Here is a 25,713-nt window from a genome sequence, read left to right on the forward strand (position 1 = left end):
ATAAAACCTTACTCTCAATACTTTCAGTATCTTAGCATTTCTACTCTCACGACCCTATCATTTAAATCTCAAAAGGGGTGTAATTGGCTTCAAAATTCCGTTTTTTTGCACAAAATTATTTTATGCATCCTGAAACAGATAATGCCACCCTTTTAACCACGCTCAAAACCTATTTTGGTTATGATAGTTTTAGAAATCAACAAGGCGCCATAATTAAGACAGTCCTTGAAGGTAATGATGCAATCGTGATTATGCCTACCGGTGGCGGTAAATCTATTTGTTTTCAATTACCGGCATTGTTATTTAAGGGATTTACACTTGTAATTTCCCCATTAATCGCTTTGATGAAAGATCAGGTAGATGGTCTTAAAGCAAACGGTATTGAGGCAGATTTCTACAATAGTAGTCAAACAACACAGGAACAACAAGATATAATCGCTAGAGCTGCAGAGGGAAAACTTAAATTACTCTATGTTGCCCCAGAAAGTTTATCTGGCCTTACTCCCTTATTGAGTGAGACGTATATAAGTATGATAGCTATAGATGAGGCGCATTGTATCTCATCTTGGGGACACGACTTTAGGCCTTCCTACCAGCAATTAGGCTTCTTAAAAAAGTCGCTGCCTAATACACCGGTAATAGCCTTAACTGCCACAGCAGATAAGGCTACACGAAAAGATATTGCAGACCAACTTGCAATTTCAAATGCACAACAATTCTTAAGTTCGTTTGATCGACCTAATATTGAATTAGAAGTTCGTGCTGCAGATAAAAGATTAGACCAGATTAAAGAATTTTTAAAAAAGCGATCTGGAACAAGCGGGATCATCTATTGCCTGAGTAGAAAAACTACAGAAAGTGTCTCAGATGCCTTAAATGCGATTGGAATCAAATCTACCTCGTACCATGCAGGTCTAGACTTTGAAGAACGTACCCGAGTACAAGAAGATTTTATTTATGACAAAACTCAGGTGGTTTGTGCGACTGTAGCTTTTGGGATGGGAATTGATAAGTCTAATGTGAGATGGGTAATACATTATAATATGCCTAAAAATCTGGAGGGATATTATCAAGAAATTGGAAGGGCCGGCCGTGATGGTTTAAAATCAAATGCATTATTATTCCATAGTTATGCAGATGTACTACAACTTAAACGCTTTACTCAAGGTGCGGCTAACGAAGATGTGCAAAATGCCAAGTTGGATCGCATGAAACAATATGCCGAAGCAACTACGTGCCGAAGAAAAATACTACTCAGTTACTTTGGTCAGTTTTTAGAAGAAGATTGCGGCAATTGCGATGTATGTAAAAATCCGCCTCAATTTTTTGACGGTACTATAATCGCACAGAAAGCTCTTAGTACTATTGCTCGCGCAAAAGAGAGTCAGCCTATAGGTATTCTAATTGATATTTTAAGAGGTGCTAAAAATGCAGCCATATTAGACAAAGAACTTGACCAACTTAGTACGTACGGGATTGGATCTGATCTATCTTGGAAAGATTGGCAGCATTACTTTTTACAATTAATTAATCAAGGGTATTGTGAAATAGCCTTTCATTTACGTAATAGTTTACACCTTACAGCATCAAGCAAAGCGGTTTTATTTGAAGGAAAAAAGGTAAGCTTAACGATCCCTGTAGATTTACCGGAACAAGAGACGGTAACGGTTGAGAAAAAGAAATCTAAAAAAACCAATGCTTTATTTGAAAAATTACGTTTGCTACGTGCCGATATTGCAAAAGAAGAAGGAATTCCTGCCTATTTAGTTTTTAGTGATAAAACACTTCAAGAAATGGAGCGTGTACGACCTCTGAGCGAGATGGAATTGTTAGAAATAAGCGGTGTAGGACAGCGTAAATTAGAGGTGTACGGTGATGATTTTATACAAGCCATTCAGGAATTTCAATCTGAAAAATTAAAGAAAAAAGGCAGCAAAACCGCAACACATCAAGTAACCTACTCCTTAATTAAAGACGGTTTATCAATCGAAGAAATTGCCAAGAAAAGAGACCTTAAAGACACAACTATTTATTCGCATATAGCCAAACTGGCTCTAGATGGTGAACAAATAGATCTTTTTCAATATGTTTCTCAAAAAGAAGTATCTCAGGTCGAAAAAGCAAAAGTAACCTTGGATAACCCGGAAACACTAAAAGCATATTTTGAGCATTTTAAAGAAAAAATGGACTACCACAAAATACGTTTAGGCTTAACGATCTTAGAACTCAATAAAGCTTAATGAACTTGTTCTATAGCGCAGAAAGAGTCAAAACCTGATGGAGATCCTGCCAGGCTTATACCAACAAGCGTGTATAATTTAAAAGATATTTCTTCACCTGCCGAAAGTTCAATTAAGGTAGAAACCGAACGTGTAGGTGGAGAAACATTAATTCCTAAAACAGAAAAATTGACAAATCGCTCTTCAGCAATTTTAATCAAATTACTACCTCCTGCATCACTTTTATATACAGCAAGTCCCAAATCACCGGCACTTAATCCGGCTGTTTTGATTTGTGCAGAAACTCTGTAGATTCCAGGATCCTTTGCGCTGAATACGCCAGTAGCCGTATTGAACTCATTTTTTAAATCAAAATCCTCAGAATTAAATACTATCGTAATATATGAAGCTACAGAAATACTTTGATTGGTGGTAAGTTTAGCCTTAACCAAAGATTTATCAATATTTGATAATAATTTTTTAGTAGAAATTCTTTGTAGAACGCCTCTACCATCAAAAACTACTAAGGAATCTTTAGCAGCACTATCATTACCTTCTGAATAATTACGCACGCGTAAGGCGCCATTAACATCTAAAATCACATCTGGATGTGGAGTAACAGTACCTATGCCTATTTGAGAATAGGCAGCACTTGAAAATAGATACAGGACTATTAAAAATTTATGCATCTCTACGTAATTACTATCTTATAAAGTTCTAAATAAATACGATGAAATACAATTAAACAGGTTTAAGTGTTTATATTTCAAGTTTTGGAAGCATTTTCGAACCTAATTTTTTTCATTTTCCAGTAATTCTGTTTTTTTAGATTCTATCAATTGATATATTTTACTAGTAATAACCATCAATTGTAAGTTTTATATTACAAGATATTGAAGCTTTTATGTAAAATTTATCCCGGATATGAAATAGATTAAAATATACTTGTACAAATATTCTATTTTGAACTATTTTAAAACTGGCTTATCAAATACACTGAAATTTTCGAAAATTCCACTTGGCTAGTAGACTATTTAAAATCTTTTAAGATTACTTAACGCAGTTTTAATAAAGCTTTGACTTACAAGCAAGAATGCTATGAGTACTTTTAAAGAAAAGATATAAATTATGATCAAACCAAAAAATAAAGTCCCGGAATTACAATTAGCTTTAATCAATGATACTAAATGGATTCTTGAGAATCAAAAGCCAGAAAAATATACATTAATTGTATTTTACAGAGGTCTGCATTGCCCTGTTTGCAAAAAACAATTACAGGATTTAGCTTCAAAAACTGAAGATTTTAAATCTAGAGGCGTAAATGTAATTGCCGTAAGTATGGACACCGAAAAGAGAGCCAAACTATCTGCAGAGAAGTGGGAAACAGGTGATTTACCTATTGCATACGGGTTATCTGAAGATAAAGCGAGAGAATGGGGATTATACATATCACATTCAGTAAAAGATCCAGAACCAGAAGTATTTTCTGAACCTGGTATGTTCTTGGTACGAGCCGATGGAACATTATATTTTTCTTCCATTCAAACTATGCCATTTGCAAGACCAGAATTAGATGCTGTTCTTAAAGCTATAGATTTTGTTGAAAAAGAAGATTACCCCGCACGTGGCGGAAAATAAATCTAAATTTAAAAAAGCCCCATAATTTGATTATGGGGCTTTTTTTTATTTTTTCCGGTTTATTAAAACTTGCTCAATATCTTGAAGACCAAAACCTTTTGCCTTAAGAAGTATTAAATAATGAAAAAGCAAATCTGCACTTTCATTTAAGAACAGGTCATTGTTTTCATCCTTAGCTTCAATTACGACTTCAACAGCTTCCTCTCCTACTTTTTGTGCAATTTTATTTATTCCTTTTCGGAACAAATCTGCCACATAACTCTTCTCATTTTCTTGATTAGCTTGTCTATCGGCTATTGTAGTTTCTAAGTCGCTAAAAAAACCAAAATCTTGTGTATTAGTATCTCCCCAGCAATTATCTGTCCCTTTATGGCACGTTGGTCCTTGAGGATTTACTGCTATAAGTAAGGAATCACTGTCACAATCATTTTTTATGGATACAAGGTTTAAAAAGTTTCCACTCTCCTCTCCTTTTGTCCATAAGCGTTGTTTACTACGACTGTAAAATGTAACTTTTTTTGTCTCATTAGTTTTGAGATATGCCTCTTCGGTCATATAACCTAACATTAAAACGGTTTTCGTTTTAGCATCTTGAATTATAGCAGGAACGAGACCTTTCTCGTCATATGTAATTTTCATTCTCTTTTATTTTTGTCCTATTAATCGCATTGTATTTCCCAAGAACTTACAATCGAATAGGTATATTTTTACTTTTCAATTCTAATTTTAATAGTGGAATATCAATTTCGTGAAAATGAAATACACTCGCTGCTAATGCTGCATCAGCCTTACCGCTGGTAAAAGTATCTGTAAAATGCTGCATAGTTCCCGCTCCGCCAGATGCAATAACCGGTATATTTAATAATTCACTCAATCGTGCAAGTGCCTCATCTGCGAAACCTGCTTTCGTGCCATCATGATCCATTGAGGTGAATAAAATTTCCCCGGCACCGCGAGATTCGACTTCTTGTGCCCACTCAAAAAGATCTAAATCTGTGGGTACTTTACCACCTACCAGATGTACTGTCCACTTACCATTTATCTGCTTTGCATCAATTGCAACAACAACACATTGCGAACCAAATTTGGCAGCAAGCTCATTGATTAACTGCGGATTTTTAACTGCGGAAGAGTTAATAGAAACTTTATCTGCCCCATTTTGAAGTAGAATATCTACATCCTCTACAGAAGATATACCACCACCTACTGTAAACGGAATATTAATTTTCTCAGCAACACGCAAAACCAAATCTGCTAAAGTTTTACGACGTTCTTCCGTTGCCGAAATATCAAGAAAAACCAATTCGTCTGCACCGGTTTCAGCATATTTTGCTGCAAGTTCCACCGGATCCCCTGCGTCGCGTAAATCAATAAAATTTACACCTTTAACAGTTCTTCCGTTTTTAATATCTAAACAAGGTATTATACGTTTTGTAAGCATTCTTCTTTTTTAGTATTCCGCGAAAGCGAAATTTTAATTTTTCACCATTTACTATTAACCGAGAATAAATGATTCCAGTTGTTTCATAGATATTCTACCCTCATATATAGCTTTACCTATGATGGTTCCTTCACAACCCATTTCGGCAAGTTTCGGCAATTCGTCAAATTCAGAAATCCCACCGGAAGCAATAAGTTTTAAATTACCTCCTGTTACAGAATTATTTTCGCAAGCTTTTAGAATTTTCTTATACAAGTCAAATGAAGGTCCTTCCAGCATACCATCTTTGCTTATATCTGTGCAAATAACATAGGAAATTCCTTCTTTTTGATACCCCTTTATAAATGGTATCAATTCCTCTTTAGACTCTTCTAACCATCCGCTTACTGCAACTTTTTCATCCATCGCATCTGCACCAAGAATAATCTTATCACTACCAAATTTTGAGAGCCAATTAATAAAAGTCTCCCGATCTTTTACAGCTATACTACCACCTGTAATCTGTTGTGCGCCACTCTCAAATGCAATACGTAAGTCATCATCGGTTTTTAAACCGCCTCCAAAATCAATTTTTAACTTTGTATGGGTCGCAATTTGTTCAAGTATGTGGTGATTTACAATATGTTTGCTTTTTGCCCCGTCAAGGTCTACGAGATGCAAATATTGAATACCGTGTGCTTCAAACTGCTTAGCCACCTCTAACGGATTTTCATTATAGATTTTTTTGGTATTGTAATCGCCTTTAGATAGTCGTACACACTTACCATCTATAATATCAATTGCCGGAATTATTCTCATTTTATAAAGTAAAAATTAAAAAAACGAAATTCGATTTTATTAGTTTTCCTATTTAGTTTTCATCATTGTATTGATTGAGGCTACAGTAATTATAAATAATTCTGAAGCTTCTTGTAAAATTCTAACCAAAAGTAAGATTCATCAAAACAAAACACCACATATTATACTTTCTGGTTTTGGAACAGAGTTGCCAATTGTCAATTGTAAAGCGTATTTCCCGATTTACATTTGTAGGTAATTCTTCAAAACCTTTTCACCGACTAATCCTGATTTTTCTGGGTGAAATTGAACGCCATAAAAATTGTCTTTTTGTAAAGCCGAAGCATACTCAACATCATACATTGTTTCTGCTATCAACTCCTCACATTTAGGAGCATAAAAACTATGTACCAGATACATATGCGAATTCTCAGGAATTCCCTCAAATAACGGACTATCTAAATTTGATACTTCATTCCATCCTATTTGCGGAACTTTAACGCTGTTAGAAAATTTCACTACAGATACATCAAATATTCCTAAGCCTGTGGTATCCCCTTCAGTTGAATGCTTACACATTAACTGCATACCCAGACAAATACCTAAAACCGGTTGCGTTAAAGTCGGAATAAGTTTATCTAGACCGGTATCTCGCAATTTTGCCATAGCGCTACTAGCCTCTCCTACTCCCGGAAATATTACTTTATCAGCAGCTTTAATTTCTTCAGCATCATCAGATAAAACTGCATTAACGCCCAGCCGTTTAAAAGCAAATTTTATACTCTGTATATTACCTGCTCCGTAATTAATAATAACTAATTTCATTGTATTCTTTTTATAATCTCGGTATAGCTAAAATTTTATAGCATCCCCTTTGTACTAGGCAGTATCATTTTTTCTGAATCTTGCTTCACTGCTACCTTTATCGCTTTAGCAAAAGCCTTAAAAATAGCTTCTATTTTGTGATGCTCATTTACACCTTCAGCTTTGATATTAAGATTTGCACGAGCACCGTCTGTAAATGATTTAAAGAAATGGTAAAACATTTCTGTAGGCATTTCTCCTATTTTCTCACGTTTAAAATCTGCTTCCCATACTAACCAATTACGACCTCCAAAATCTATAGCAACCTGCGCCAGACAGTCATCCATAGGCAAGCAAAAACCATAGCGCTCTATTCCTAATTTATTGCCTAAAGCCGTTGCAAATACTTCACCTAACGCAATAGCCGTATCTTCTATCGTGTGATGTTCATCTACCTCAAGATCCCCGTTGACATATATATTGAGATCCATAGAACCATGCCTTGCTAATTGATCGAGCATATGATCAAAAAAAGCTAAACCAGTTTTTATATCACTTTTACCGGTCCCATCTAGATTAAGTTCAATTTTAATGTCGGTTTCATTAGTTTTCCTTACTATAGATGCTGTGCGTGCCTCCAACTTTAAAAATTCATATATTTTTTGCCAGTCATTGCTTTCTAAAGCAATTATAGACTCTAGCTCGCTTCGATCTACTGTAGTTTCACCAGTCCCTAACTCGGTATTGTCATTTATAAAAATTCCCTTAGCACCTAAATTTTTAGCCAATTCAATGTCGGTAAGGCGATCTCCTATTACATAGCTGTTTTTAAGATCATATTTATCAGAGAAGTAACTGGTAAGTAGACCGGTCCCTGGTTTACGAGTAACTGCATTTTCATGAGGAAATGTGCGATCTAGATAAACAGCATCAAAAACAACACCTTCATTCTCAAAAGATTTCATTATAAAATTATGCACTGGCCAGAAGGTATCTTCTGGAAATGATTCTGTACCCAAACCATCTTGATTTGTAATCATTACCAATTCATAATCAAGTTCCTGTGCAATTTTACTCATATACGTAAATGCTTTAGGATAAAATATCATTTTCTCAAAGGCATCTATTTGCTCGTCGACAGTTTCTTTAATCAAGGTACCGTCCCGATCGATAAAAAGCACTTTTTGACCTATATTATTTTGATTAGATTTCATTAAACACGTTTATGCCAGCTCTTTTAAAACTGCAATTAGTTTTTCATTTTCCTCAGTTGTCCCTACAGTAAATCGCAATGTATTCTCACATAAAGCTTGATTACTTCTATTACGCACTACTATTCCTTTCTCAAGTAATTGATTATATCTTTTATTAGCATCATCAACCCGAGCCAAAATAAAGTTGGCTTCTGAAGGATACACTTTATTTACATAATTCACTTCAAGTAAAACTTTAGATAAAGCATCTCTTTGCTTTAATATTGAATTAATTTCACTTGCTACTGATTCGTAATTAAGAATACGTTCAAGAGCTCGTTTCTGTGTTAATTCATTTACATTATAAGGAGGCTTAATTTTATTAAGTACACCTATTATTTCTGCAGAAGCATAACAAATTCCCAATCGTATTCCTGCTAAACCATATGCTTTAGACAAGGTTTGAATAATTACAAGATTAGGATAATTATGTAATTGAGTAGACCAACTTTCCGCAGCCGAAAAATCAATGTAAGCTTCATCAACAACCACTAAACCTTTAAAGTTTTCCAACAAATAGGTTATAGACGCTGCTTCAAAACTATTCGCAGTTGGATTATTTGGAGAGCATAAAAAGATCATTTTAGTTTGATGATCTACCTGATCCAGAATAGAATTTACATCTGGCTGAAAATCTTTAGATAATAAAACTTCTCTATTAGCAATAGCATTAGTAGCAGCAAGAACAGCATACATCCCATACGTAGGCGGAAGTGTAATCACATTATCTACATTAGGTTCGCAGAAGGCTCTAAACAACAAATCAAGAACTTCATCACTACCATTACCTAATAAAATCTGATCTACAGGAACGCGTTTTACAGATGATAAATGTTGTTTTAAAGTAACTTGCTGTGGATCTGGATATCTATTAACACCGGTATTATAGGGATTTTCGTTAGCATCTAAAAATACCATATCCTCGTGAAAATCTTTAAATTCATCTCGTGCAGAGGAATAAGGCTTAAGCTTAGCCACGTTATCACGAACCAATTTTTCTAAGTAGAATGTTTGATTAGGCATTCGGATTTTGTTTTAATTTGTTAAGACGTAAGGTTACTGCATTTTTGTGTGCTTGTAATCCTTCTGCCGCAGCCATAAGTTCAATTTGGATACCTATATTTTGGATACCTTGAGGAGTTAATTCTTGAAAAGTCATACTTTTCATAAAACTGTCGAGGTTCACTCCACTATACTGCTTCGCATATCCATTAGTAGGTAAGGTATGATTTGTTCCGGAGGCGTAGTCTCCAGCAGATTCAGGAGTATAATTCCCAATAAAAACAGAACCTGCATTAGCTATATTTTCTACATAATAATTATTGTCATTTGTGGCAACAATAAAATGCTCTGGACCATATTCATCAATTAATTCCAATGCAGTTTTGTGATCTTCAACAAAAATGAGTTTGCTATTGACAATTGCTTGTTCTGCTAATTCTTTCCGAGGTAGCACGGCTAATTGGGATTCAATTTCACGTTCTACCGCATAAATTAATTCTTTTGAAGTAGAAACCAGAATTACCTGGCTATCTGCGCCGTGCTCTGCCTGACTCAAAAGATCTGAGGCAACAAAAGGGGGTTCTGCGGTATCATCTGCTACAACTAATAATTCTGATGGTCCTGCAGGCATATCTATACTTACATTGTATTTTGTAGCCATTTGTTTAGCGACCGTTACAAATTGATTTCCGGGACCAAATATTTTATAAACTTTAGAGATAGTTTCTGTCCCAAAAGTCATTGCACCTATAGCTTGAATACCTCCTACTTTAAAAATTTTATCTATACCGCATAAGGCAGCTGTAAATAAAATTGCCGGATTTATATTTCCATTTTTATCTGGAGGAGTGCATAATATAATTTCTTTGCATCCCGCAATTTTTGCAGGAATTGCAAGCATTAAAATAGTAGAAAATAACGGTGCTGTACCTCCGGGAATATATAAACCTACTTTTTGAATAGGTCTCTTTTCTTGCCAGCAATTCACACCTTCACTAGTCTCAACACGAACAGGTGATGTTACTTGAGCTTTGTGAAATTTTTCTATATTCTGCTTAGCAAGCTTTATAGCGTTTTTAAGATCCTGATTTACTTGATCATTTGCTAAGTTAATTTCAGAATCTGAGACTTGTATTGTTTTTAACTGAATTCCGTCGAACTTCTGAGTATAAAAATTTACAGCATCATCACCTTTAGCTTGTATTTCTTTAAAAACTTCAAGTACGGTGCCTTCGATTTGCTCATAAGTCTGTGTAGGTCTTTTTAAAAGTTCATCCCACGAAGAACGATCTGGGTTGTCTATTTTGATCATAATACCTCAATTAAATGCGACAGGCTATAGCACCATTTTTTCAATATCACTAACTAATATCCCTTGTGCACCGGCATCTTTAAGGTTATCTATAACTTCCCAAAATGCTTGCTTATCTATTACAGAGTGTACACTGCTCCAGCCTTCTTCTGCAAGCGGAAGAACCGTAGGACTTTTCATACCCGGCAACATCTTAATAATATCATCAAGACGATCGTTAGGAGCATTTAAAAGAACATATTTATAATCTCTTCCTTTTAATACTGCTTTAAATCTAAAAAGGAGTTTATCTAAAATTTCCTGACGTTCCAAGTCTATTTTTGAAGAAACTGCAAGTACCGCTTCAGACTTCAGCATTACTTCAACTTCTTTTAAGTTATTTTTAAAAAGGGTACTTCCGCTGGAAACGATATCACAAATCGCATCAGCAAGACCAATGTTTGGAGCTATTTCAACGGAACCGTTAATAATGTGTAAATCTGCCTTTACTCCGTACTGTTCCAGATAATTTATTACAGTATTGGGATATGAAGTTGCAATTTTCTTTCCTTCAAAATCTTTTACAGATTCATATTTTGTTCCCTTTGGCACTGCAAGCGAAACGCGACATCTTGAGAATCCTAATTTCTGAGCAATAGAAATGTCTTCACCTTTTTCAACAAGCACATTCTCACCCAGAATAGCAATGTCAACTACACCATCCCGTAAATACTGAGGAATATCCCCATTACGTAAATAAAATACTTCAAGTGGGAAGTTTGCAGCACTAGCTTTTAATTGGTCACGACCATTATCAATAGAAACACCACAGTCTTTTAGAATTTGGAGCGATTCCTCATTCAGTCTTCCAGATTTTTGAATAGCAATTCGAATTTTTTTTGTCATTTTTTGATTGTTAGGCTTGAGCCATTCAAAAACAGAAAACCCGTTTGAATGACTCAAACGGGTTACTGTTATTTATAATTTAGCTATACACAACATTTTTACCTCGCTTGAGTGCGTGAATAAAAATGATGATGATGCAAAGCTGTTCTTTTCATATGTGAAAGCGAATTTATAAAAAAATAATAGAATGTGAGCTTCTATTAATATACTTTTTAGATGTAAAGTATATTATTTAAGTTAAAGTGTTATTTTTGATTAAAAGTAGGGTATGAAAAATTTTTCGATAGCTTTTTTAGTGTTTTTAGGATGGAGTGCCATTGGTCTCTATTTTTTAAATGCAAGCGATGCTTTAAATAGAAAAAGTATTTTTAGCTCCTATGCGCCTGTAACCGAATTGGCCGGTACGGGAATTAATCTTAATGATGATGATTCCTTAAACACCCTTTCCAATAAAGGTTTAGAAGATTCAAATATAAATTCGTTTGTTGATAATAATTTGAGTCGCAGTAATGAACAGTTAATTGAAACACTAACTAAAAATATTGAATCTAATACACAAGCTTTAGAAAAAGATAAGGAACGTTTGAGAGAAGCTCAGCTTCATTCTGGGATCAATAATAAATCTATAAATTCGCGTAGAGTGGATTATACATTTTATCCAGAATTTTCTATAGGCGGAAGAGTCGTAGATAATTTATCGTCTCAGGATTTTTTAGATTATATAAAGTTAAGATTAGAGAAAAAACCTAAGGCAAAAGTAAAAGTCATAGGATACACAGATTATGTGGGAAGTGAAATTGATAACTATAAAATGGCCTATAAAGAGGCCGTTCAAGTAAGAAATTATATCTTAGTACGCTTAAAATTGCCTGAAAATCAAATTTTTGCATATTCTAAGGGTGAAAGCGATCCTATTGTTTTAAATACAAATGAATCTGAAAGAAAGAAGAATAACAGAATAGAAGTTGTAATCGAATGATACCTTATTTAATTTACATACAGAAAAATTCAGATATGATATCAATTCCTTTGATTTACATTGAGGTTTTCTTTTTAATGCTAGCGTCATTTTTGATAGGTTACTTTTTTGCTTTCTATTATCAGAAATCAAAGTACTTGAAGAAGATGAATAAGCTTCAGAAATTATTAGACTTAACCGGTACGGAAGAAGATCAAATACATAACGAACTCGTTGAAGAAGTAAATGACGAGCCTTACAAGAAAGTAGCTACTCTTAAGAATCTAGCTAAACCTCCAAGAAAAAGAGCTAAATCATATCCACAATCGGCAGTTAAGGATGGTGAACTTGATTTTGACCGACTGGGTCATGCAGATGAAAGCGATGCTGATAATCTTCAAAAAATTACAGGTATAGGACCTTATACTGAAGAAAAATTAAATGATATTGGCATTTTTACTTTTGATCAAATAAGCAAATTCAATTCAAGGGATATCGAAATCGTTACAGAACTTATTCAATTTTTTCCAGATCGAATTCTTAATGATCACTGGGTTTCTAAAGCCAAAATGCTTGCCGAAAGTAAACGCAAAGCGTTTAAAGCGCATCCTATACGAATGAAAAAAGCATAAAAAAAGCTCCGATTTTCATCGGAGCTTTTTTGTGTTGTACTGTGAAGATTAATTATTTCCAAGTATTAGAGGCATTCCATCTTTCCCCGACCCAATTACAACTACTTTCGCATTAGTCGATTTGGCTAACATTAAGGTTGCTTCAATACCTTTATCTTTTAAGATTTGATCATTAAGGGACTGACTTAAAATTCGGTTTGCGTCAGATTTACCTTGCGCTTCAATTACTTGACGCTCTGCTTCTTTTTGTGCAGAGATTAACCTAAACTCATATTCTAAAGACTCTTGTTCCTGCTTAAGCTTTCGCTCTATAGCTTCTTTAATAGTCGCAGGAAGTGTCACATCACGCACAAGAACTTCATCAAGTTGTATATACTGATTTTTGATTATTTTCTTAGTTTCGTCAAAAATCTCAGCTTGAATAGCATCTCGTTTTGATGAATATAACTGTTCTGGTGTATAACGCCCTACGACAGATCGAGCTGCAGATCGTATGGTAGGAAGTAAAATTCTATTGAGATAATCACCTCCTATCTCCTGATGTAATTTCCCCAGATTTTTAGCTTCCGGTTGATACCATACAGAGGCTTCTAATTTAATATCTAAACCATTAGAAGATAAAACATTCATTATTTCTTTAAGTTCTTGTCTTCTAACTTCATAAATGAAAACTTTATTCCAAGGAGCGACAATATGAAATCCTTCTCCCAGCGGTGGTTTATCTGTAACAACTCCCCCATTAAATGGTTGATAAAGCACTCCGGCTTCACCAGAGTCGATTGTAACAGCAGATTTTGCTATCAAAATGATAATAACGATTGCTCCGATAATTATCGGTATTCCTAACTTCGGTAATTTATCCATAATGTAATATTCAATTTATATAAGTCCGTTGTATTTTCTAATAAACCACTCACAAGATAAACTCGAAGCGATAATAATTAATAATATAATGTAATTTATTGCAGAGACATTTCTTTCGGTGGCTCGCTGCACGGGAGTATATCTATCATCGTTTAAAAGTTGATTAATTAGATCGTCTAAATGCGTAGAGGTAACAATGATACCTTCAGATTCTTTAGCCACAAGTTTCATTTTATTATAATCTGCATTTATATTCTGATGTTCCAGATTATAAGGAATAATAGTAAATCCTCCAGAATAGGATAAGCCACTTCTCTTCTCTATCACTGAAAATGTATACGTATCTGGAGTTAAATTGGATAATGTAGCTTCAAATGCTGTTCCCTTAAAAGCTAGCGGGGATTCATAAGTTGAGTCGCTACCACTAATTTTTATAGTTAATTGCGCATTAGGATCAAAAATATAATTTTGATCAAAAAATCTGGCACTCAATTTAATTGAATTACCGCCATAATAAAAACGTTCAAAATCTACCAGTAAGCGATCTTTACGATCGTCTGAAGCTGCAAATTGAACTAATTTATCAAATAGCTTATCAAATTCTTTAAAATTAGCTTCAGCGATAAAGTTCTGCATTCTCCATTGATGAATACCTGTTCCAAATAAATAGACCTCTTTTCTACCCGCTAGAGTTGTTACTCCTAATAACGGATTTTTAGTCGCTACGCCATTTATTCTTTGATACGCTAATATATCGCTTTGACCCGAAATTTTTACAGTTCCGAACTGAGCTTGAATAGGTGGATAATTTTTAAGGTCTAAATCCTCAAGTTGAAATGTTGAGAAATCTTTATTGATTAGCGGATGAACCTCTTCAGTTTGATTATTTAATGGTAAAGAAACAACCTTTTGAATGGTATTAAAGAAGCGCCGATTAGTTGCTTTGCCAGCTATTATAAATCTGTTTTTATTAAGCTTATTTAATTCGTTATATATATTTTCAAATTGCGAATCAGGTTCAAATAAGATAATTAAATCGTAGGCGTTTATGTCTGTAGATTTAACGGAGTTAATATTTTTTATATCTGCTGATCTCAACTGATTTTGCTCAATACTTTTTTTCAAAGTACCCAGGTCAGGATGTAATACAGAATAAGTAATTAAAATCTTAGAGCGCTGATCTATAACTTCAACAGCAAAATTCATAGTGTTATTAACTGTATTTTTTTCGTTACTCAGACCAGTAATAGTAGCTGTATAATTTTGAACACCTATTTCTGATGCTCTTAAATGAAAATTAAATTTTTTCGAGTTTGAACTTTCAGAATATAAGTACCTTTCTTTATAAACCACAGAGCCTTTATGCTTTACAGTCAAAATCGCATTTACCTGTTGCACACCTTGATAACTGGTTGTAATTTCGACTGGAAATTCATTTTTGAGATAGGCGTACTTATTTACGTTTGTACGTAGAATACTTAAATCTTCATATTGAGTTGTATCGCCAACAACGACAAAATTGAGAGGTTTCTTTTTTAAGGAAGTATTGCTATAACGGTAGTTAGCACCCAAATTTGAATTGCCATCTGTAATTAAAATAGGAATATAGGAATCATCTTTGTAGATTTTTGATAATCCCGAAATAGCATTAGCTACATCTGTTGTATTCTCTAAAAAATCTAAACTATCAAGAACTTGTAACTCGCCACCAAATTTGTACGTATCAATATCAAAACGCTTATTTAAACGCTTGTCATTAATAAGTTTGTTGACCAACGACTTAACTCCACTTTTAGCTCTTAAGTATTCTATAGATTCTGAATTATCTACAGCAAGAGCAAGTTTTGGTTTTATTGTCGTGTACGTTATCTGTTTAATTTCAGGATTTAATAGAAGAAGTAGAATTGTAAAAATTGATAAAAATCTAAGACCACTTAAGATATATCTTAAATTTCTGGAACGTTCAGGTTTATAGAAATAAAAAAAAATGGCAGTAATCAACGCTATTATCCCAATGAGGATAATATATAAAATTGTTGATACTGCCATATATATAATATCTATCTAAAATTTAGGTAAGCATACCTCCATCTACTTGTAAAACCTGGCCGGTAATATAAGCACTCATATCGCTTCCTAAGAAAACGCAAGCATTTGCAATGTCTTCTGTAGATCCACCTCTTTTAAGAGGAATAGCATCTCGCCATCCAGCAACTGTTTTCTCATCCAGTTTTGCAGTCATTTCAGTTTCTATAAAACCAGGAGCTACAACATTTGTTCGTATGTTACGAGAACCTAACTCTAAAGCCATAGACTTTGAGAAACCTATTATACCGGCTTTAGAAGCCGCATAATTAGCTTGTCCTGCATTGCCTTTAACACCTACTACAGAACTCATATTAATAATACTACCATAGCGTTGTTTAAGCATGGTACGTTGTACTGCTTTGGTCATATTAAAAATAGACTTTAGGTTAACCTCAATAACCTGATCAAAATCTGCTTCACTCATACGCATAAGCAAATTATCTTTTGTAATACCAGCATTATTTACGAGTATGTCAATACTTTCAAAATCTTCACTTATTAGCTTGATTAACTCTTGACAATCTTCAAATGAAGCCGCATTTGATTTATAAGCCTTCGCCTTTACTCCTAATGCGATAAGTTCTTTTTCTAGGTCTTCTGCAGGACCGGCAGATGAGCTGTAAGTAAAAGCAACATTAGCTCCATTTTGAGCAAAAACTTTAGCGATACCATTTCCTATTCCACGGCTGGCACCTGTTATAATTGTATTTTTTCCTTCTAAAAGTTTCATTCTAATTTTATTGAATGGTTATTTTCTACGAATGTTAGTAAATATAGCAAACTTGAGGTGTTTGCACATAAAAAAACCGACACATTGCGTGTCGGTTTTCAAGTATCTTGAAAATTAGATTAAGCTAAAAGTTCAGCAACCTTTTTTCCTATTTCAGCTGGAGAATCTACAACGTGAACTCCACATTCTCTTAATATTTTTTTCTTGTCTGCAGCAGACTCACCTTCACCCGAAACAATTGCACCTGCGTGACCCATTGTTCTTCCAGCAGGAGCAGTTTCACCTGCTATAAAACCAATTACTGGCTTTGTTGTACCACTAGCCTTTATCCAGCGTGCAGCCTCTGCCTCTAATTGTCCACCTATTTCACCAATCATAACCACTGCATCCGTATCAGGGTCATTAATTAATAACTCAACTGCTTCTTTAGTTGTCGTTCCTATTATCGGATCTCCACCAATACCTATTGCGGTTGTAATACCTAAACCTTGCTTCACTACCTGATCAGCAGCTTCGTATGTAAGCGTTCCTGATTTTGAAACAATACCTACTTTTCCTTTTTTAAATACAAAACCAGGCATAATTCCCACTTTAGCTTCACCCGGAGTAATCACACCAGGACAGTTAGGACCTATTAACCTACAGTCAATATTTTTAATATAGTTTGAAGCCTTTATCATATCTGATACAGGAATACCTTCAGTAATTGTAATAATTACCTTAATCCCAGCGTCAGCAGACTCCATAATTGCATCTGCAGCAAATGCAGGTGGTACAAAGATAATAGACACATCTGCTCCTGTTTCTTTTACAGCTTCAGAAACTGTATTAAATACAGGCTTGTCAAGGTGCATTTGACCACCTTTCCCAGGTGTTACACCACCAACTACATTAGTGCCGTAATCTATCATCTGACCTGCGTGAAATGTACCTTCACTACCGGTAAAACCTTGTACAATAATTTTGGAATCTTTATTTACTAAAACGCTCATGAGTTGTTTGAATTTTGTGGTACAAAAGTAATTTTTTATGGGAGAACCCTAAAGGAATTTTAAGACTTTATACGTATGTGTGCATCTAAATTTTGAGGATCCTGATCACTAGGTTGACTTATTTGATATCCCTTATAAAGCAAACCATCTTTAAGTTCCCAGATTGCCATAAAATGAATAATCCCCACCTCTTCTTCAGGATTTTCTACAGTTCTAATGTAGTAGGTTAATCGTATAGATACCTGATTGTCTTCTGCCATTAAATGGGTAATAGAAGATCGTAAAGACACAAATGATTTGCCCATTTCTGATGACATATCAGAAATGTCCTTATAGGTCATCTTTGAAAAACCAGTAGATGCATTCCAGTATAATTCTGCATCCTTATGTAAATATTTTTTTAAAACACTTGAATCATTAAAAAAGTCTGACTCATATAAACCTCTTACGAGATCTTTAGCTGATTTACTCATTTTACTTTTTTATTTGTTCTAGAATATAGGGTATTTGACGAATAGAAGCCAATTCCCTGAATTTTTTCTTGCTATCCTCTGCAGGTGAGCCCAAATAAGATTTACCTCCATCTAAAGTTCTGCCTACTCCACTCTGCCCAAATATAACGGCTTTTTCTTTAATTGTCACACCACTAGCTATACCTACCTGACCCCAGATTACGACATCATTTTCAACCACAACACAACCTGCTATCCCGGTTTGAGCAGCGATAAGCACCTGCTCTCCTATTTGTGTATCGTGACCTATATGTACCTGATTATCTAATTTAGATCCTCGACCTATAATTGTATCTCCAGATACACCTTTGTCTATAGTACATGCGGCACCAACATCAACAAAATCTTTAATAATTACACGACCTCCGGAAAGTAATTTATCAAAACCTGTATCTCTCTTTTTATAATAAAAAGCATCAGCTCCCAATATAGTTCCCGAGTGTATAGTCACATTATTCCCAATAATTGTATTGTCATAGATAGTGACCCCTGCGTGAAGCATACAATTATCTCCTATCTCCACATTATTACCAATGAAACAATTAGGCTGAATTACAGTATTGACACCGATTCTAGCTGAATCTGAAATTGCACTAGTCGCTTTCTGAAACGGCTTAAAGTATTTAGTTAATTTATTAAAATCTCTAAAAGGATCATCAGAAATTAGCAATGCTTTACCTGCCGGGCACTCAACTTTTTTATTTATTAATACAATTGTAGCTGCAGATTCAAGAGCCTTATCATAATATTTAGGATGATCTACAAAAACAATATCACCCGGTTCAACAACATGAATTTCATTGATGCCAGTTACAGGAAAATCAGCAGCTCCTACATATTCTACATTGAGAATAGTAGCAATTTGCTCCAAAGTATGTTTCTGAGGAAATTTCACGTTATTCTTTGATTCGCTCTTTATAAGTACCTTTTTCGGTCTCTACTTTAATTTTATCTCCTTCATTTATAAATAAAGGTACAGAAACTTCTGCTCCTGTTTCAACAGTTGCAGGTTTTGTCGCATTAGTAGCCGTATTACCTTTTAATCCTGGTTCTGTAGAAACAACAGTTAGAATTACGTGAGCTGGCATATCTACTGAAAGTGGTAAGTTGTCTTCCGTATTTATAGCTATAGATACAATCTCACCTTCTTTAAGTAAACCAGGCTGATCAAGAGAAGCTTCTAATAAACGGATTTGTGTGAAATCTTCGGTATTCATGAAGTGATACCACTCACCATCGTGATATAAAAATTGAAAACCTTTAGTTTCTACACGTACTTCGTCAATCTTGTGACCTGCAGAAAATGTGTTATCTAGTACTTTTCCGTTCGTAACACTTTTTAATTTCGTTCTTACAAACGCAGGTCCTTTTCCAGGTTTAACGTGTAAAAATTCAATTATTTTATAAATATCGTGATTGTAATGAATACACATTCCATTACGTATATCTGATGTATTTGCCATAAATTTTAGTTCTTATTCCTTTTAATAAGGAACTTTTAATTAGTTGTAAAATAACCTTTCATAATACCTCGCTGTGAATTACGTATAAACTGAAGTATCTCATCACGCTCAGGAGTTGCTTCCATTTCTACTTCAATAATATTAACAGCTTGAGTATTATTATAATTTTTTTGATATAAGATTCTGTAAATATCTTGTATCTCTCTTATTTTTTCGGTTGTAAATCCTCTTCTTCGCAATCCTATAGAGTTGATACCTACATATGATAACGGCTCTCTACCCGCTTTTACATAAGGAGGAACATCTTTACGCACTAATGAACCACCTGTTACAAAAGCATGGTTACCTATAGTACAAAATTGTTGAACTGCTGCCATTCCTGCTAAAACTACGTGATCACCTACTGTAATATGACCGGCTAACGTACTGTTATTTGAAAATATGCAATTATCACCTACAATACAATCGTGGGCTATATGACAATAAGCCATAATCCAGCAGTTATTCCCAATCTGCGTTTTCATTCTGTCTGAAGTACCTCTGTTGATTGTAACACACTCTCTAATTGTTGTGTTATCACCAATTATTGTAACAGTATCTTCATCTTCAAACTTCTTATCTTGAGGAACAGCAGATATAACCGCTCCTGGAAATATATTTACATTTTTGCCTATTCTGGCACCTTCCATTATGGTAACATTAGATCCTATCCAGCTACCTTCACCGATTACAACATTGTTGTTAATTGTTGTAAACGGCTCAATCACTACATTTTTAGCGATTTTAGCTCCAGGATGTACGTATGCTAAGGGTTGATTCATAAATCTTTTCTTTCTTTACTTGACTTTAACAATCTGAGCCATTAGTTCTGCTTCAGATACTAATTTTCCATTAACATAGGCATTACCCTGCATATGACAGATACCACGACGTATTGGAGATAGTAAAACTAATTTAAAAATAAGTGTATCTCCCGGTAGAACTTGCTGTTTAAACCTCACATTATCTATTTTCATAAAATAAGTAAGGTAATTTTCAGGATCAGGAACCGTACTAAGTACCAAAATCCCACCTGTTTGAGCCATTGCTTCTACTTGCAGTACACCAGGCATAACTGGGGCTCCCGGAAAGTGACCTACAAAGAATGGTTCGTTCATAGTCACATTTTTCAATCCGATAACATGGTTATCAGAAATCTCTAAAATTTTGTCAACCAGCAAGAAAGGAGGCCTATGGGGTAACATCGCCATGATGTCATTCACATCTTTAACCGGTGGTTTTGTTAAATCAAAAACGGGTATATTATTTCGTTTTTCTGTCTTTATTATTTTCTTCAGTTTTTTTGCAAACTGTGTATTAACGTGATGTCCTGGTTTATTGGCAATAACTTTGCCTTTAATAGGCATACCAACTAAAGCTAAATCTCCAATAACATCCAGCAATTTATGTCGTGCTGCTTCATTAGGATGATTAAGAGTGAGATTATCTAAAATACCATTAGACTTAACCGAAATAGAATCTTTATTAAAAGCCTTTCTAAGTTTTGCCATCGTTTCCTCAGACAATTCTTTATCTACATAAACTATGGCATTATTAAGATCTCCTCCTTTTATCAACCCATGCTCCAATAACATTTCAATTTCATGTAAAAAACTGAAAGTTCTTGAATCTGAAATTTGATCTTTAAATTCGGTTATACTCTTAATACTGGCATTTTGAGTACCAAGAATTTTTGTACCAAAATCAACCATTGTTGTAAGTTGGTATTCATCTGCAGGCATCAAGATAATTTCGCTTCCTGTCTTCTCATCAAGATAGCTTATAACCTCTGTTACAACAAATTCTTCTCTACAAGCTTCTTGCTCCACAAGCCCTACTTTCTCAAGAGCTTCTACAAAAAACTTAGAAGAACCATCCATAATAGGTGGCTCAGGAGAATCCATTTCTAAGCAAATATTGTCTATTCCTAACCCTACACAAGCAGCAAGAACGTGTTCACTTGTTTGAATATGAACACCAAGCTTTTCTAGGTTAGTACCACGTTGGGTATTTACAACGTAATCTGCGTTTGCCTCAATTATAGGTTGACCTTCAATATCTATACGCTTAAAATACATTCCTGTATTTTCTTCTGATGGCTTAAATGTTAGTGTAACATTTTTACCTGTATGTAAACCAACGCCGGTCAGGGAAACCTCACCGGCGATTGTTTTCTGCTTTCCTTCAGCTTTACTTATCATTGGACTTTTGTTTTTCCAAATTATTTATTTGTTGAACCAGACTTGGTAAATTTTTAAAATGAACGTATGATTTATTGTAATCACTATAGGCTAAAGCTGGAGAACCTTGTACGGTCTCATCATCTTTTAAATTACGGCCTATTCCTGATTGCGCTTGAATTTTTACACGATCTCCTATAGTAAGATGACCCACTATTCCTACCTGACCGCCTATTCGGCAAAACTTGCCAATTTTAGTTGAACCTGCAATTCCTGTTTGAGCAGCAATTGCTGTATGCTCTCCTATTTCTACGTTATGGGCAATTTGTATTTGATTATCGAGTTTTACACCTTTTCTTATTATCGTAGAACCTAATGTAGCCCTGTCAATTGATGTTCCTGCTCCTATATCCACATGGTCTTCAATAATAACGTTTCCTATCTGCGGAACTCGGCTAAATACTCCAGATTCATCAGGAGAAAATCCAAAACCATCTGCTCCTATAACCACACCACTATGTGCATAAACCGTATCCCCAAGGATGCAATCTGAATAAATTTTTACACCAGAAAATAGAACGCAATTATCTCCTATTACACAATTGTCCCCAATATAGACATTAGGGTAAATTTTAACGTTGTCTCCTATTTTAACGTTATCTCCAATATGACTGAAAGCACCAAGGTAAATATTAGCCCCGTATTGAGCACTCTCAGAAATATAAACCGGACTTTCAATTCCTGTTTTATTTAATTTAACCTGATTGTAATATTCTAGTAATTTAGAAAATGCTTTATAGGCATTCTCTACACGAATTAATGTTATTGAAATATCGTGTTCCGGGTGAAAATCGTGATCGACTATAGCTATAGTTGCTTTAGTCTTATATATATAAGGCGTGTATTTAAGATTGGCTAAAAATGTTAGCGACCCTTCAGTTCCTTCCTCTATCTTAGAAAGTTTAGAAACTTCTGCATTTGGGTCTCCATCAACTGAGCCTTCTAAAATCCCTGCAATCTGTTCGGCGGTAAATTTCATCTTGACAAAAATAGAAAAAAAGCCTTAATTTAATTGCTTAGGGTAGCATATATAGTTTTTTGTAATTACCTTGGACAAGGCTTTGAGACTAAGTTGATCGCTTGCAGCTACAACATCTATGACCTTTCCTTTTCTGGTTAATATGTTTATTGCTTCTTTTTTAAGAGTATAAGCTTGATTTGAGATTGTACCCGTAAAAACAAAAAAGTCTACTTCGTGGTCACTTAGTTTAAACATTTTTTTTGCACGCAGTCTTTCTGCTTCTATGAAATCTTTTGCAAAAGGTTTCTTTTTAATTTTAATTCTAGGAAGGTTTCTGTATATAATTATTTGAGACAACCTGCTTAAAACGTAGTCCTCATGATCGCACCACGTTTTCATTGCAGAAATAATGTCATAATCATCAAGAGCTGAAAATATATCAAGCGCTTGGGTATCAAAAACACCTTCTGCATTTTTTTTCTTTAAAAAAAAGGATAAAGGTTTACTAGCTTCTAATGCTACACCCTTACTGGTAAGCTCTTTTGCACGTTTTAAAACACGAACTAATACTTGCTCTGCAACCAGGCTTGTTTTATGCAAATAAACCTGCCAGTACATTAATCTACGGGCTACTAGAAATTTTTCGATAGTATAAATTCCTTTTTCCTCAATCATCAACACATCATCTTTTACATTCAGCATAGCTAGAATGCGATCTGTGTTAATGTTACCTTCTGCCATACCAGTATAGAAGCTATCTCTTTTTAAATAGTCGGTACGGTCCATATCTAATTGTCCTGAAACAAGCTGATGCAAAAATGGTCTGTGATAATCTCCTTTGAAGATCGTTAAGGCAAGGGTTAAACTTCCGTTAAACTCCGCATTCAGAGTTTCCATAAACTGAAGGGATATTTGCTCATGATGTACCTCTTCTACGATACTATTTTCCATAGCATGAGAAAAAGGACCGTGACCTATATCATGTAATAATATAGCGATCATAGTTGCTTCTTTTTCCTCAGCAGAAATCATAACACCTTTCTCAACAAGCTTTTCAAGAGCTTTTTGCATAATGTGCAAACATCCTATCGCATGATGAAAACGTGTGTGATGTGCACCTGGATAAACTAGATATGATAAACCCATTTGTGAGATGCGCCTCAATCGCTGAAAATATTTATGCTGTATTAGGTCAAATATGAGTCCTTTGGGTATAGTAATAAACCCATATATAGGGTCGTTAATTATCGTAAGTTTGTGGCTGGTCTTCAAACAGAAATCCTTTTAGTTGAATAAAACTTCGCGTGTTGCAATTGGAGTTTAAACCAATTATATAACAAATATACTATTATGAATACTATAAAGATACTTTGGGTAGATGATGAAATCGATTTACTCAAACCACATATACTTTTTTTAGAAAAGAAAAATTACCACGTTTCTACCTGTCAAAGTGGTACTGAAGCTATTGAACTTGTAGAAGAAGAAAATTTTGATATTGTTTTTCTCGATGAAAACATGCCGGGATTAACAGGTTTAGAGACGCTTAGCGAAATTAAAGCCAAGCGAGACACCTTACCGGTTATTATGATAACCAAAAGTGAGGAAGAATATATAATGGAAGAAGCAATAGGATCAAAAATTGCTGATTACCTTATTAAACCGGTTAATCCTAACCAGATTTTATTGAGTTTAAAGAAAAATCTAGATACAAGTAGATTAGTTTCTGAAAAGACAACTCTCAACTACCAACAAGAGTTTAGAAAAATTGCGATGGATATGGCACAAGTTAACTCATTTGAGTCTTGGGCAGAGCTGTATCAAAAATTGATTTATTGGGAATTAGAGTTAGAAAGTATAGAGGATCAAAGTATGCAAGAAATACTTGAATCTCAAAAGACTGAAGCTAATAATCAGTTTTTTAAATTTATAGAGCGTAATTATGAGGATTGGTTTTCAGAAGAAGAAAAACCGACAATGTCTCATACCTTATTTAAAGAAAGAATTGCGCCTCATCTAACAGATAGCGACGCTCCAGTCTTACTTATTGTAATAGACAACCTTAGATACGATCAATGGAAATCATTTGAGCCTATCATAAATAATTATTACAAAAAGGAGAGTGAAAGCACGTATTACAGCATTCTACCTACAGCTACGCAGTATGCACGTAATGCTATTTTCTCAGGTTTGATGCCAAGTGATATGGAAAAGAGACATCCAGATCTCTGGTTGAATGATACCGAAGATGGTGGTAAAAATATGAATGAGGATAAGTTTTTAGAAGCACAGCTAAAACGTCTCGGTTTAAACTTAAAATGGGAATACCATAAAATCACGAACTTAAAAAGTGGTAAGAAGTTAGTTGAAAACTTCAATTCACTAAAAAATAATGATCTCACCGTTCTGGTTTACAATTTTGTAGACATGTTAAGTCACAGTAAAACTGAAATGGAGGTTATAAAAGAACTTGCATCAAATGATAAGTCTTATAGATCACTTACTGAAAGTTGGTTTAAAAACTCTCCCCTTTTAGAGATGATTCAAAAATCTCAACAATTAGGATTTAAGATTATACTTACTACAGACCACGGAACTATTAATGTAAAAAATCCTTCAAAAGTAATAGGAGATAAAAACACAAGCCTTAACCTAAGGTACAAAACAGGTCGTAGTCTTACTTATGAAGATAAAGACGTTTTAGCTGCTAAAGATCCTAAAGCTATTCATCTTCCATCTATTAATATGAGTAGCTCATTCATATTTGCAAAGGGAGATCTGTTTTTTGCATATCCTAATAACTATAATCATTATGTGAGCTATTATAGAAATTCATACCAACACGGAGGTGTTTCTCTCGAAGAAATGGTAATCCCTTTTGTTGTATTAAATCCGAGATAGCT

The 25,713-nt window shown here is 34.5% G+C and carries 25 protein-coding genes; 5 read left to right on the top strand and 20 right to left on the bottom strand.

The window, feature by feature from the left end; all coding sequences use genetic code 11:
• Positions 1-122: 122 nt before the first annotated feature.
• Entirely contained in the window at positions 123-2,240 is a 2,118-nt protein-coding gene (recQ, locus tag ABVM53_RS14545) for a DNA helicase RecQ (RefSeq protein WP_405330876.1), read from the top strand.
• On the opposite strand, the gene ABVM53_RS14550 is transcribed toward recQ, so the two are convergent.
• Entirely contained in the window at positions 2,237-2,908 is a 672-nt protein-coding gene (locus ABVM53_RS14550) for a C1q-like domain-containing protein (RefSeq protein WP_405327486.1), read from the bottom strand. The genes recQ and ABVM53_RS14550 overlap by 4 nt on opposite strands.
• 439 nt (positions 2,909-3,347) lie before the next feature.
• Here ABVM53_RS14550 and ABVM53_RS14555 point away from each other — a divergent pair, with 439 nt between their 5' ends.
• Positions 3,348-3,857 (top strand): peroxiredoxin-like family protein, encoded by a 510-nt coding sequence (locus tag ABVM53_RS14555; protein WP_405327488.1) that lies wholly within the window; start codon positions 3,348-3,350, stop codon positions 3,855-3,857.
• Positions 3,858-3,902: 45 nt separating this feature from the next.
• On the opposite strand, the gene hisIE is transcribed toward ABVM53_RS14555, so the two are convergent.
• The 8 genes from hisIE to hisG all read right to left on the bottom strand — a co-directional run bounded on the left by hisIE (position 3,903) and on the right by hisG (position 11,331).
• Positions 3,903-4,496, bottom strand: coding sequence for a bifunctional phosphoribosyl-AMP cyclohydrolase/phosphoribosyl-ATP diphosphatase HisIE (gene hisIE, locus ABVM53_RS14560; protein WP_405327490.1), 594 nt, complete (start codon positions 4,494-4,496; stop codon positions 3,903-3,905).
• A 46-nt stretch (positions 4,497-4,542) separates the two neighbouring features.
• Positions 4,543-5,298, bottom strand: coding sequence for an imidazole glycerol phosphate synthase subunit HisF (hisF, locus tag ABVM53_RS14565; RefSeq protein WP_405327493.1), 756 nt, complete (start codon positions 5,296-5,298; stop codon positions 4,543-4,545).
• A gap of 54 nt (positions 5,299-5,352) precedes the next feature.
• Positions 5,353-6,096, bottom strand: coding sequence for a 1-(5-phosphoribosyl)-5-[(5-phosphoribosylamino)methylideneamino]imidazole-4-carboxamide isomerase (gene hisA / locus ABVM53_RS14570; protein ID WP_405327496.1), 744 nt, complete (start codon positions 6,094-6,096; stop codon positions 5,353-5,355).
• A 222-nt stretch (positions 6,097-6,318) separates the two neighbouring features.
• On the bottom strand, positions 6,319-6,900 hold the full coding sequence (gene hisH / locus ABVM53_RS14575; RefSeq protein WP_405327498.1) for an imidazole glycerol phosphate synthase subunit HisH: 582 nt from the start codon (positions 6,898-6,900) through the stop codon (positions 6,319-6,321).
• Between the two features lie 35 nt (positions 6,901-6,935).
• On the bottom strand, positions 6,936-8,093 hold the full coding sequence (hisB, locus tag ABVM53_RS14580; RefSeq protein WP_405327501.1) for a bifunctional histidinol-phosphatase/imidazoleglycerol-phosphate dehydratase HisB: 1,158 nt from the start codon (positions 8,091-8,093) through the stop codon (positions 6,936-6,938).
• A 9-nt stretch (positions 8,094-8,102) separates the two neighbouring features.
• A complete protein-coding gene (gene hisC, locus ABVM53_RS14585) occupies positions 8,103-9,155 on the bottom strand; it encodes a histidinol-phosphate transaminase (RefSeq protein WP_405327504.1) in 1,053 nt (350 codons plus the stop codon).
• Complete coding sequence (gene hisD, locus ABVM53_RS14590) at positions 9,148-10,446, bottom strand: histidinol dehydrogenase (RefSeq protein ID WP_405327507.1); 1,299 nt, start codon at positions 10,444-10,446, stop codon at positions 9,148-9,150. Before hisD ends, hisC begins: the two co-directional genes overlap by 8 nt.
• Positions 10,447-10,470: 24 nt before the next feature.
• Entirely contained in the window at positions 10,471-11,331 is an 861-nt protein-coding gene (hisG, locus tag ABVM53_RS14595; protein WP_405327510.1) for an ATP phosphoribosyltransferase, read from the bottom strand.
• A 268-nt stretch (positions 11,332-11,599) separates the two neighbouring features.
• Here hisG and ABVM53_RS14600 point away from each other — a divergent pair, with 268 nt between their 5' ends.
• Positions 11,600-12,310 carry an OmpA family protein gene (locus ABVM53_RS14600; RefSeq protein WP_405327513.1) on the top strand — a complete coding sequence of 237 codons (711 nt, stop codon included), beginning with the start codon at positions 11,600-11,602 and terminating at the stop codon, positions 12,308-12,310.
• Positions 12,311-12,345: 35 nt separating this feature from the next.
• Positions 12,346-12,921, top strand: coding sequence for a hypothetical protein (locus ABVM53_RS14605; protein WP_371456577.1), 576 nt, complete (start codon positions 12,346-12,348; stop codon positions 12,919-12,921).
• A 48-nt stretch (positions 12,922-12,969) separates the two neighbouring features.
• On the opposite strand, the gene ABVM53_RS14610 is transcribed toward ABVM53_RS14605, so the two are convergent.
• From ABVM53_RS14610 to ABVM53_RS14660, 11 genes are all read right to left on the bottom strand, one after another.
• Positions 12,970-13,785, bottom strand: a complete 816-nt coding sequence (locus ABVM53_RS14610) for a prohibitin family protein (protein WP_128756936.1) — start codon at positions 13,783-13,785, stop codon at positions 12,970-12,972.
• Between the two features lie 15 nt (positions 13,786-13,800).
• Positions 13,801-15,834: a vWA domain-containing protein gene (locus ABVM53_RS14615; RefSeq protein ID WP_405327517.1), complete on the bottom strand. Its 2,034-nt coding sequence runs from the start codon at positions 15,832-15,834 to the stop codon at positions 13,801-13,803.
• A gap of 22 nt (positions 15,835-15,856) precedes the next feature.
• Positions 15,857-16,603: a 3-oxoacyl-[acyl-carrier-protein] reductase gene (gene fabG, locus ABVM53_RS14620; protein WP_405327520.1), complete on the bottom strand. Its 747-nt coding sequence runs from the start codon at positions 16,601-16,603 to the stop codon at positions 15,857-15,859.
• Between the two features lie 119 nt (positions 16,604-16,722).
• On the bottom strand, positions 16,723-17,595 hold the full coding sequence (gene sucD, locus ABVM53_RS14625; RefSeq protein WP_405327523.1) for a succinate--CoA ligase subunit alpha: 873 nt from the start codon (positions 17,593-17,595) through the stop codon (positions 16,723-16,725).
• A gap of 59 nt (positions 17,596-17,654) precedes the next feature.
• Positions 17,655-18,068, bottom strand: a complete 414-nt coding sequence (locus tag ABVM53_RS14630; RefSeq protein ID WP_128756932.1) for a nuclear transport factor 2 family protein — start codon at positions 18,066-18,068, stop codon at positions 17,655-17,657.
• A gap of 1 nt (position 18,069) precedes the next feature.
• Positions 18,070-19,002, bottom strand: a complete 933-nt coding sequence (locus ABVM53_RS14635; RefSeq protein ID WP_405327527.1) for a UDP-3-O-(3-hydroxymyristoyl)glucosamine N-acyltransferase — start codon at positions 19,000-19,002, stop codon at positions 18,070-18,072.
• Between the two features lies 1 nt (position 19,003).
• On the bottom strand, positions 19,004-19,570 hold the full coding sequence (gene efp / locus ABVM53_RS14640) for an elongation factor P (protein ID WP_371456580.1): 567 nt from the start codon (positions 19,568-19,570) through the stop codon (positions 19,004-19,006).
• Positions 19,571-19,605: 35 nt separating this feature from the next.
• Entirely contained in the window at positions 19,606-20,391 is a 786-nt protein-coding gene (gene lpxA, locus ABVM53_RS14645; protein WP_128756929.1) for an acyl-ACP--UDP-N-acetylglucosamine O-acyltransferase, read from the bottom strand.
• Between the two features lie 15 nt (positions 20,392-20,406).
• On the bottom strand, positions 20,407-21,810 hold the full coding sequence (locus ABVM53_RS14650) for a bifunctional UDP-3-O-[3-hydroxymyristoyl] N-acetylglucosamine deacetylase/3-hydroxyacyl-ACP dehydratase (protein WP_371456581.1): 1,404 nt from the start codon (positions 21,808-21,810) through the stop codon (positions 20,407-20,409).
• Entirely contained in the window at positions 21,800-22,828 is a 1,029-nt protein-coding gene (gene lpxD, locus ABVM53_RS14655; protein WP_405327532.1) for a UDP-3-O-(3-hydroxymyristoyl)glucosamine N-acyltransferase, read from the bottom strand. Before lpxD ends, ABVM53_RS14650 begins: the two co-directional genes overlap by 11 nt.
• A 24-nt stretch (positions 22,829-22,852) precedes the next feature.
• Positions 22,853-24,082, bottom strand: coding sequence for an HD domain-containing protein (locus ABVM53_RS14660; protein WP_405327535.1), 1,230 nt, complete (start codon positions 24,080-24,082; stop codon positions 22,853-22,855).
• 78 nt (positions 24,083-24,160) lie between these two features.
• Here ABVM53_RS14660 and ABVM53_RS14665 point away from each other — a divergent pair, with 78 nt between their 5' ends.
• Positions 24,161-25,711 carry a PglZ domain-containing protein gene (locus tag ABVM53_RS14665; RefSeq protein ID WP_371456584.1) on the top strand — a complete coding sequence of 517 codons (1,551 nt, stop codon included), beginning with the start codon at positions 24,161-24,163 and terminating at the stop codon, positions 25,709-25,711.
• The last annotated feature ends 2 nt before the right edge of the window (positions 25,712-25,713 follow it).

The sequence above is a fragment of the Leeuwenhoekiella sp. LLG6367-2.1 genome (genome assembly GCF_045055775.1).
Taxonomy (GTDB): domain Bacteria; phylum Bacteroidota; class Bacteroidia; order Flavobacteriales; family Flavobacteriaceae; genus Leeuwenhoekiella; species Leeuwenhoekiella aequorea.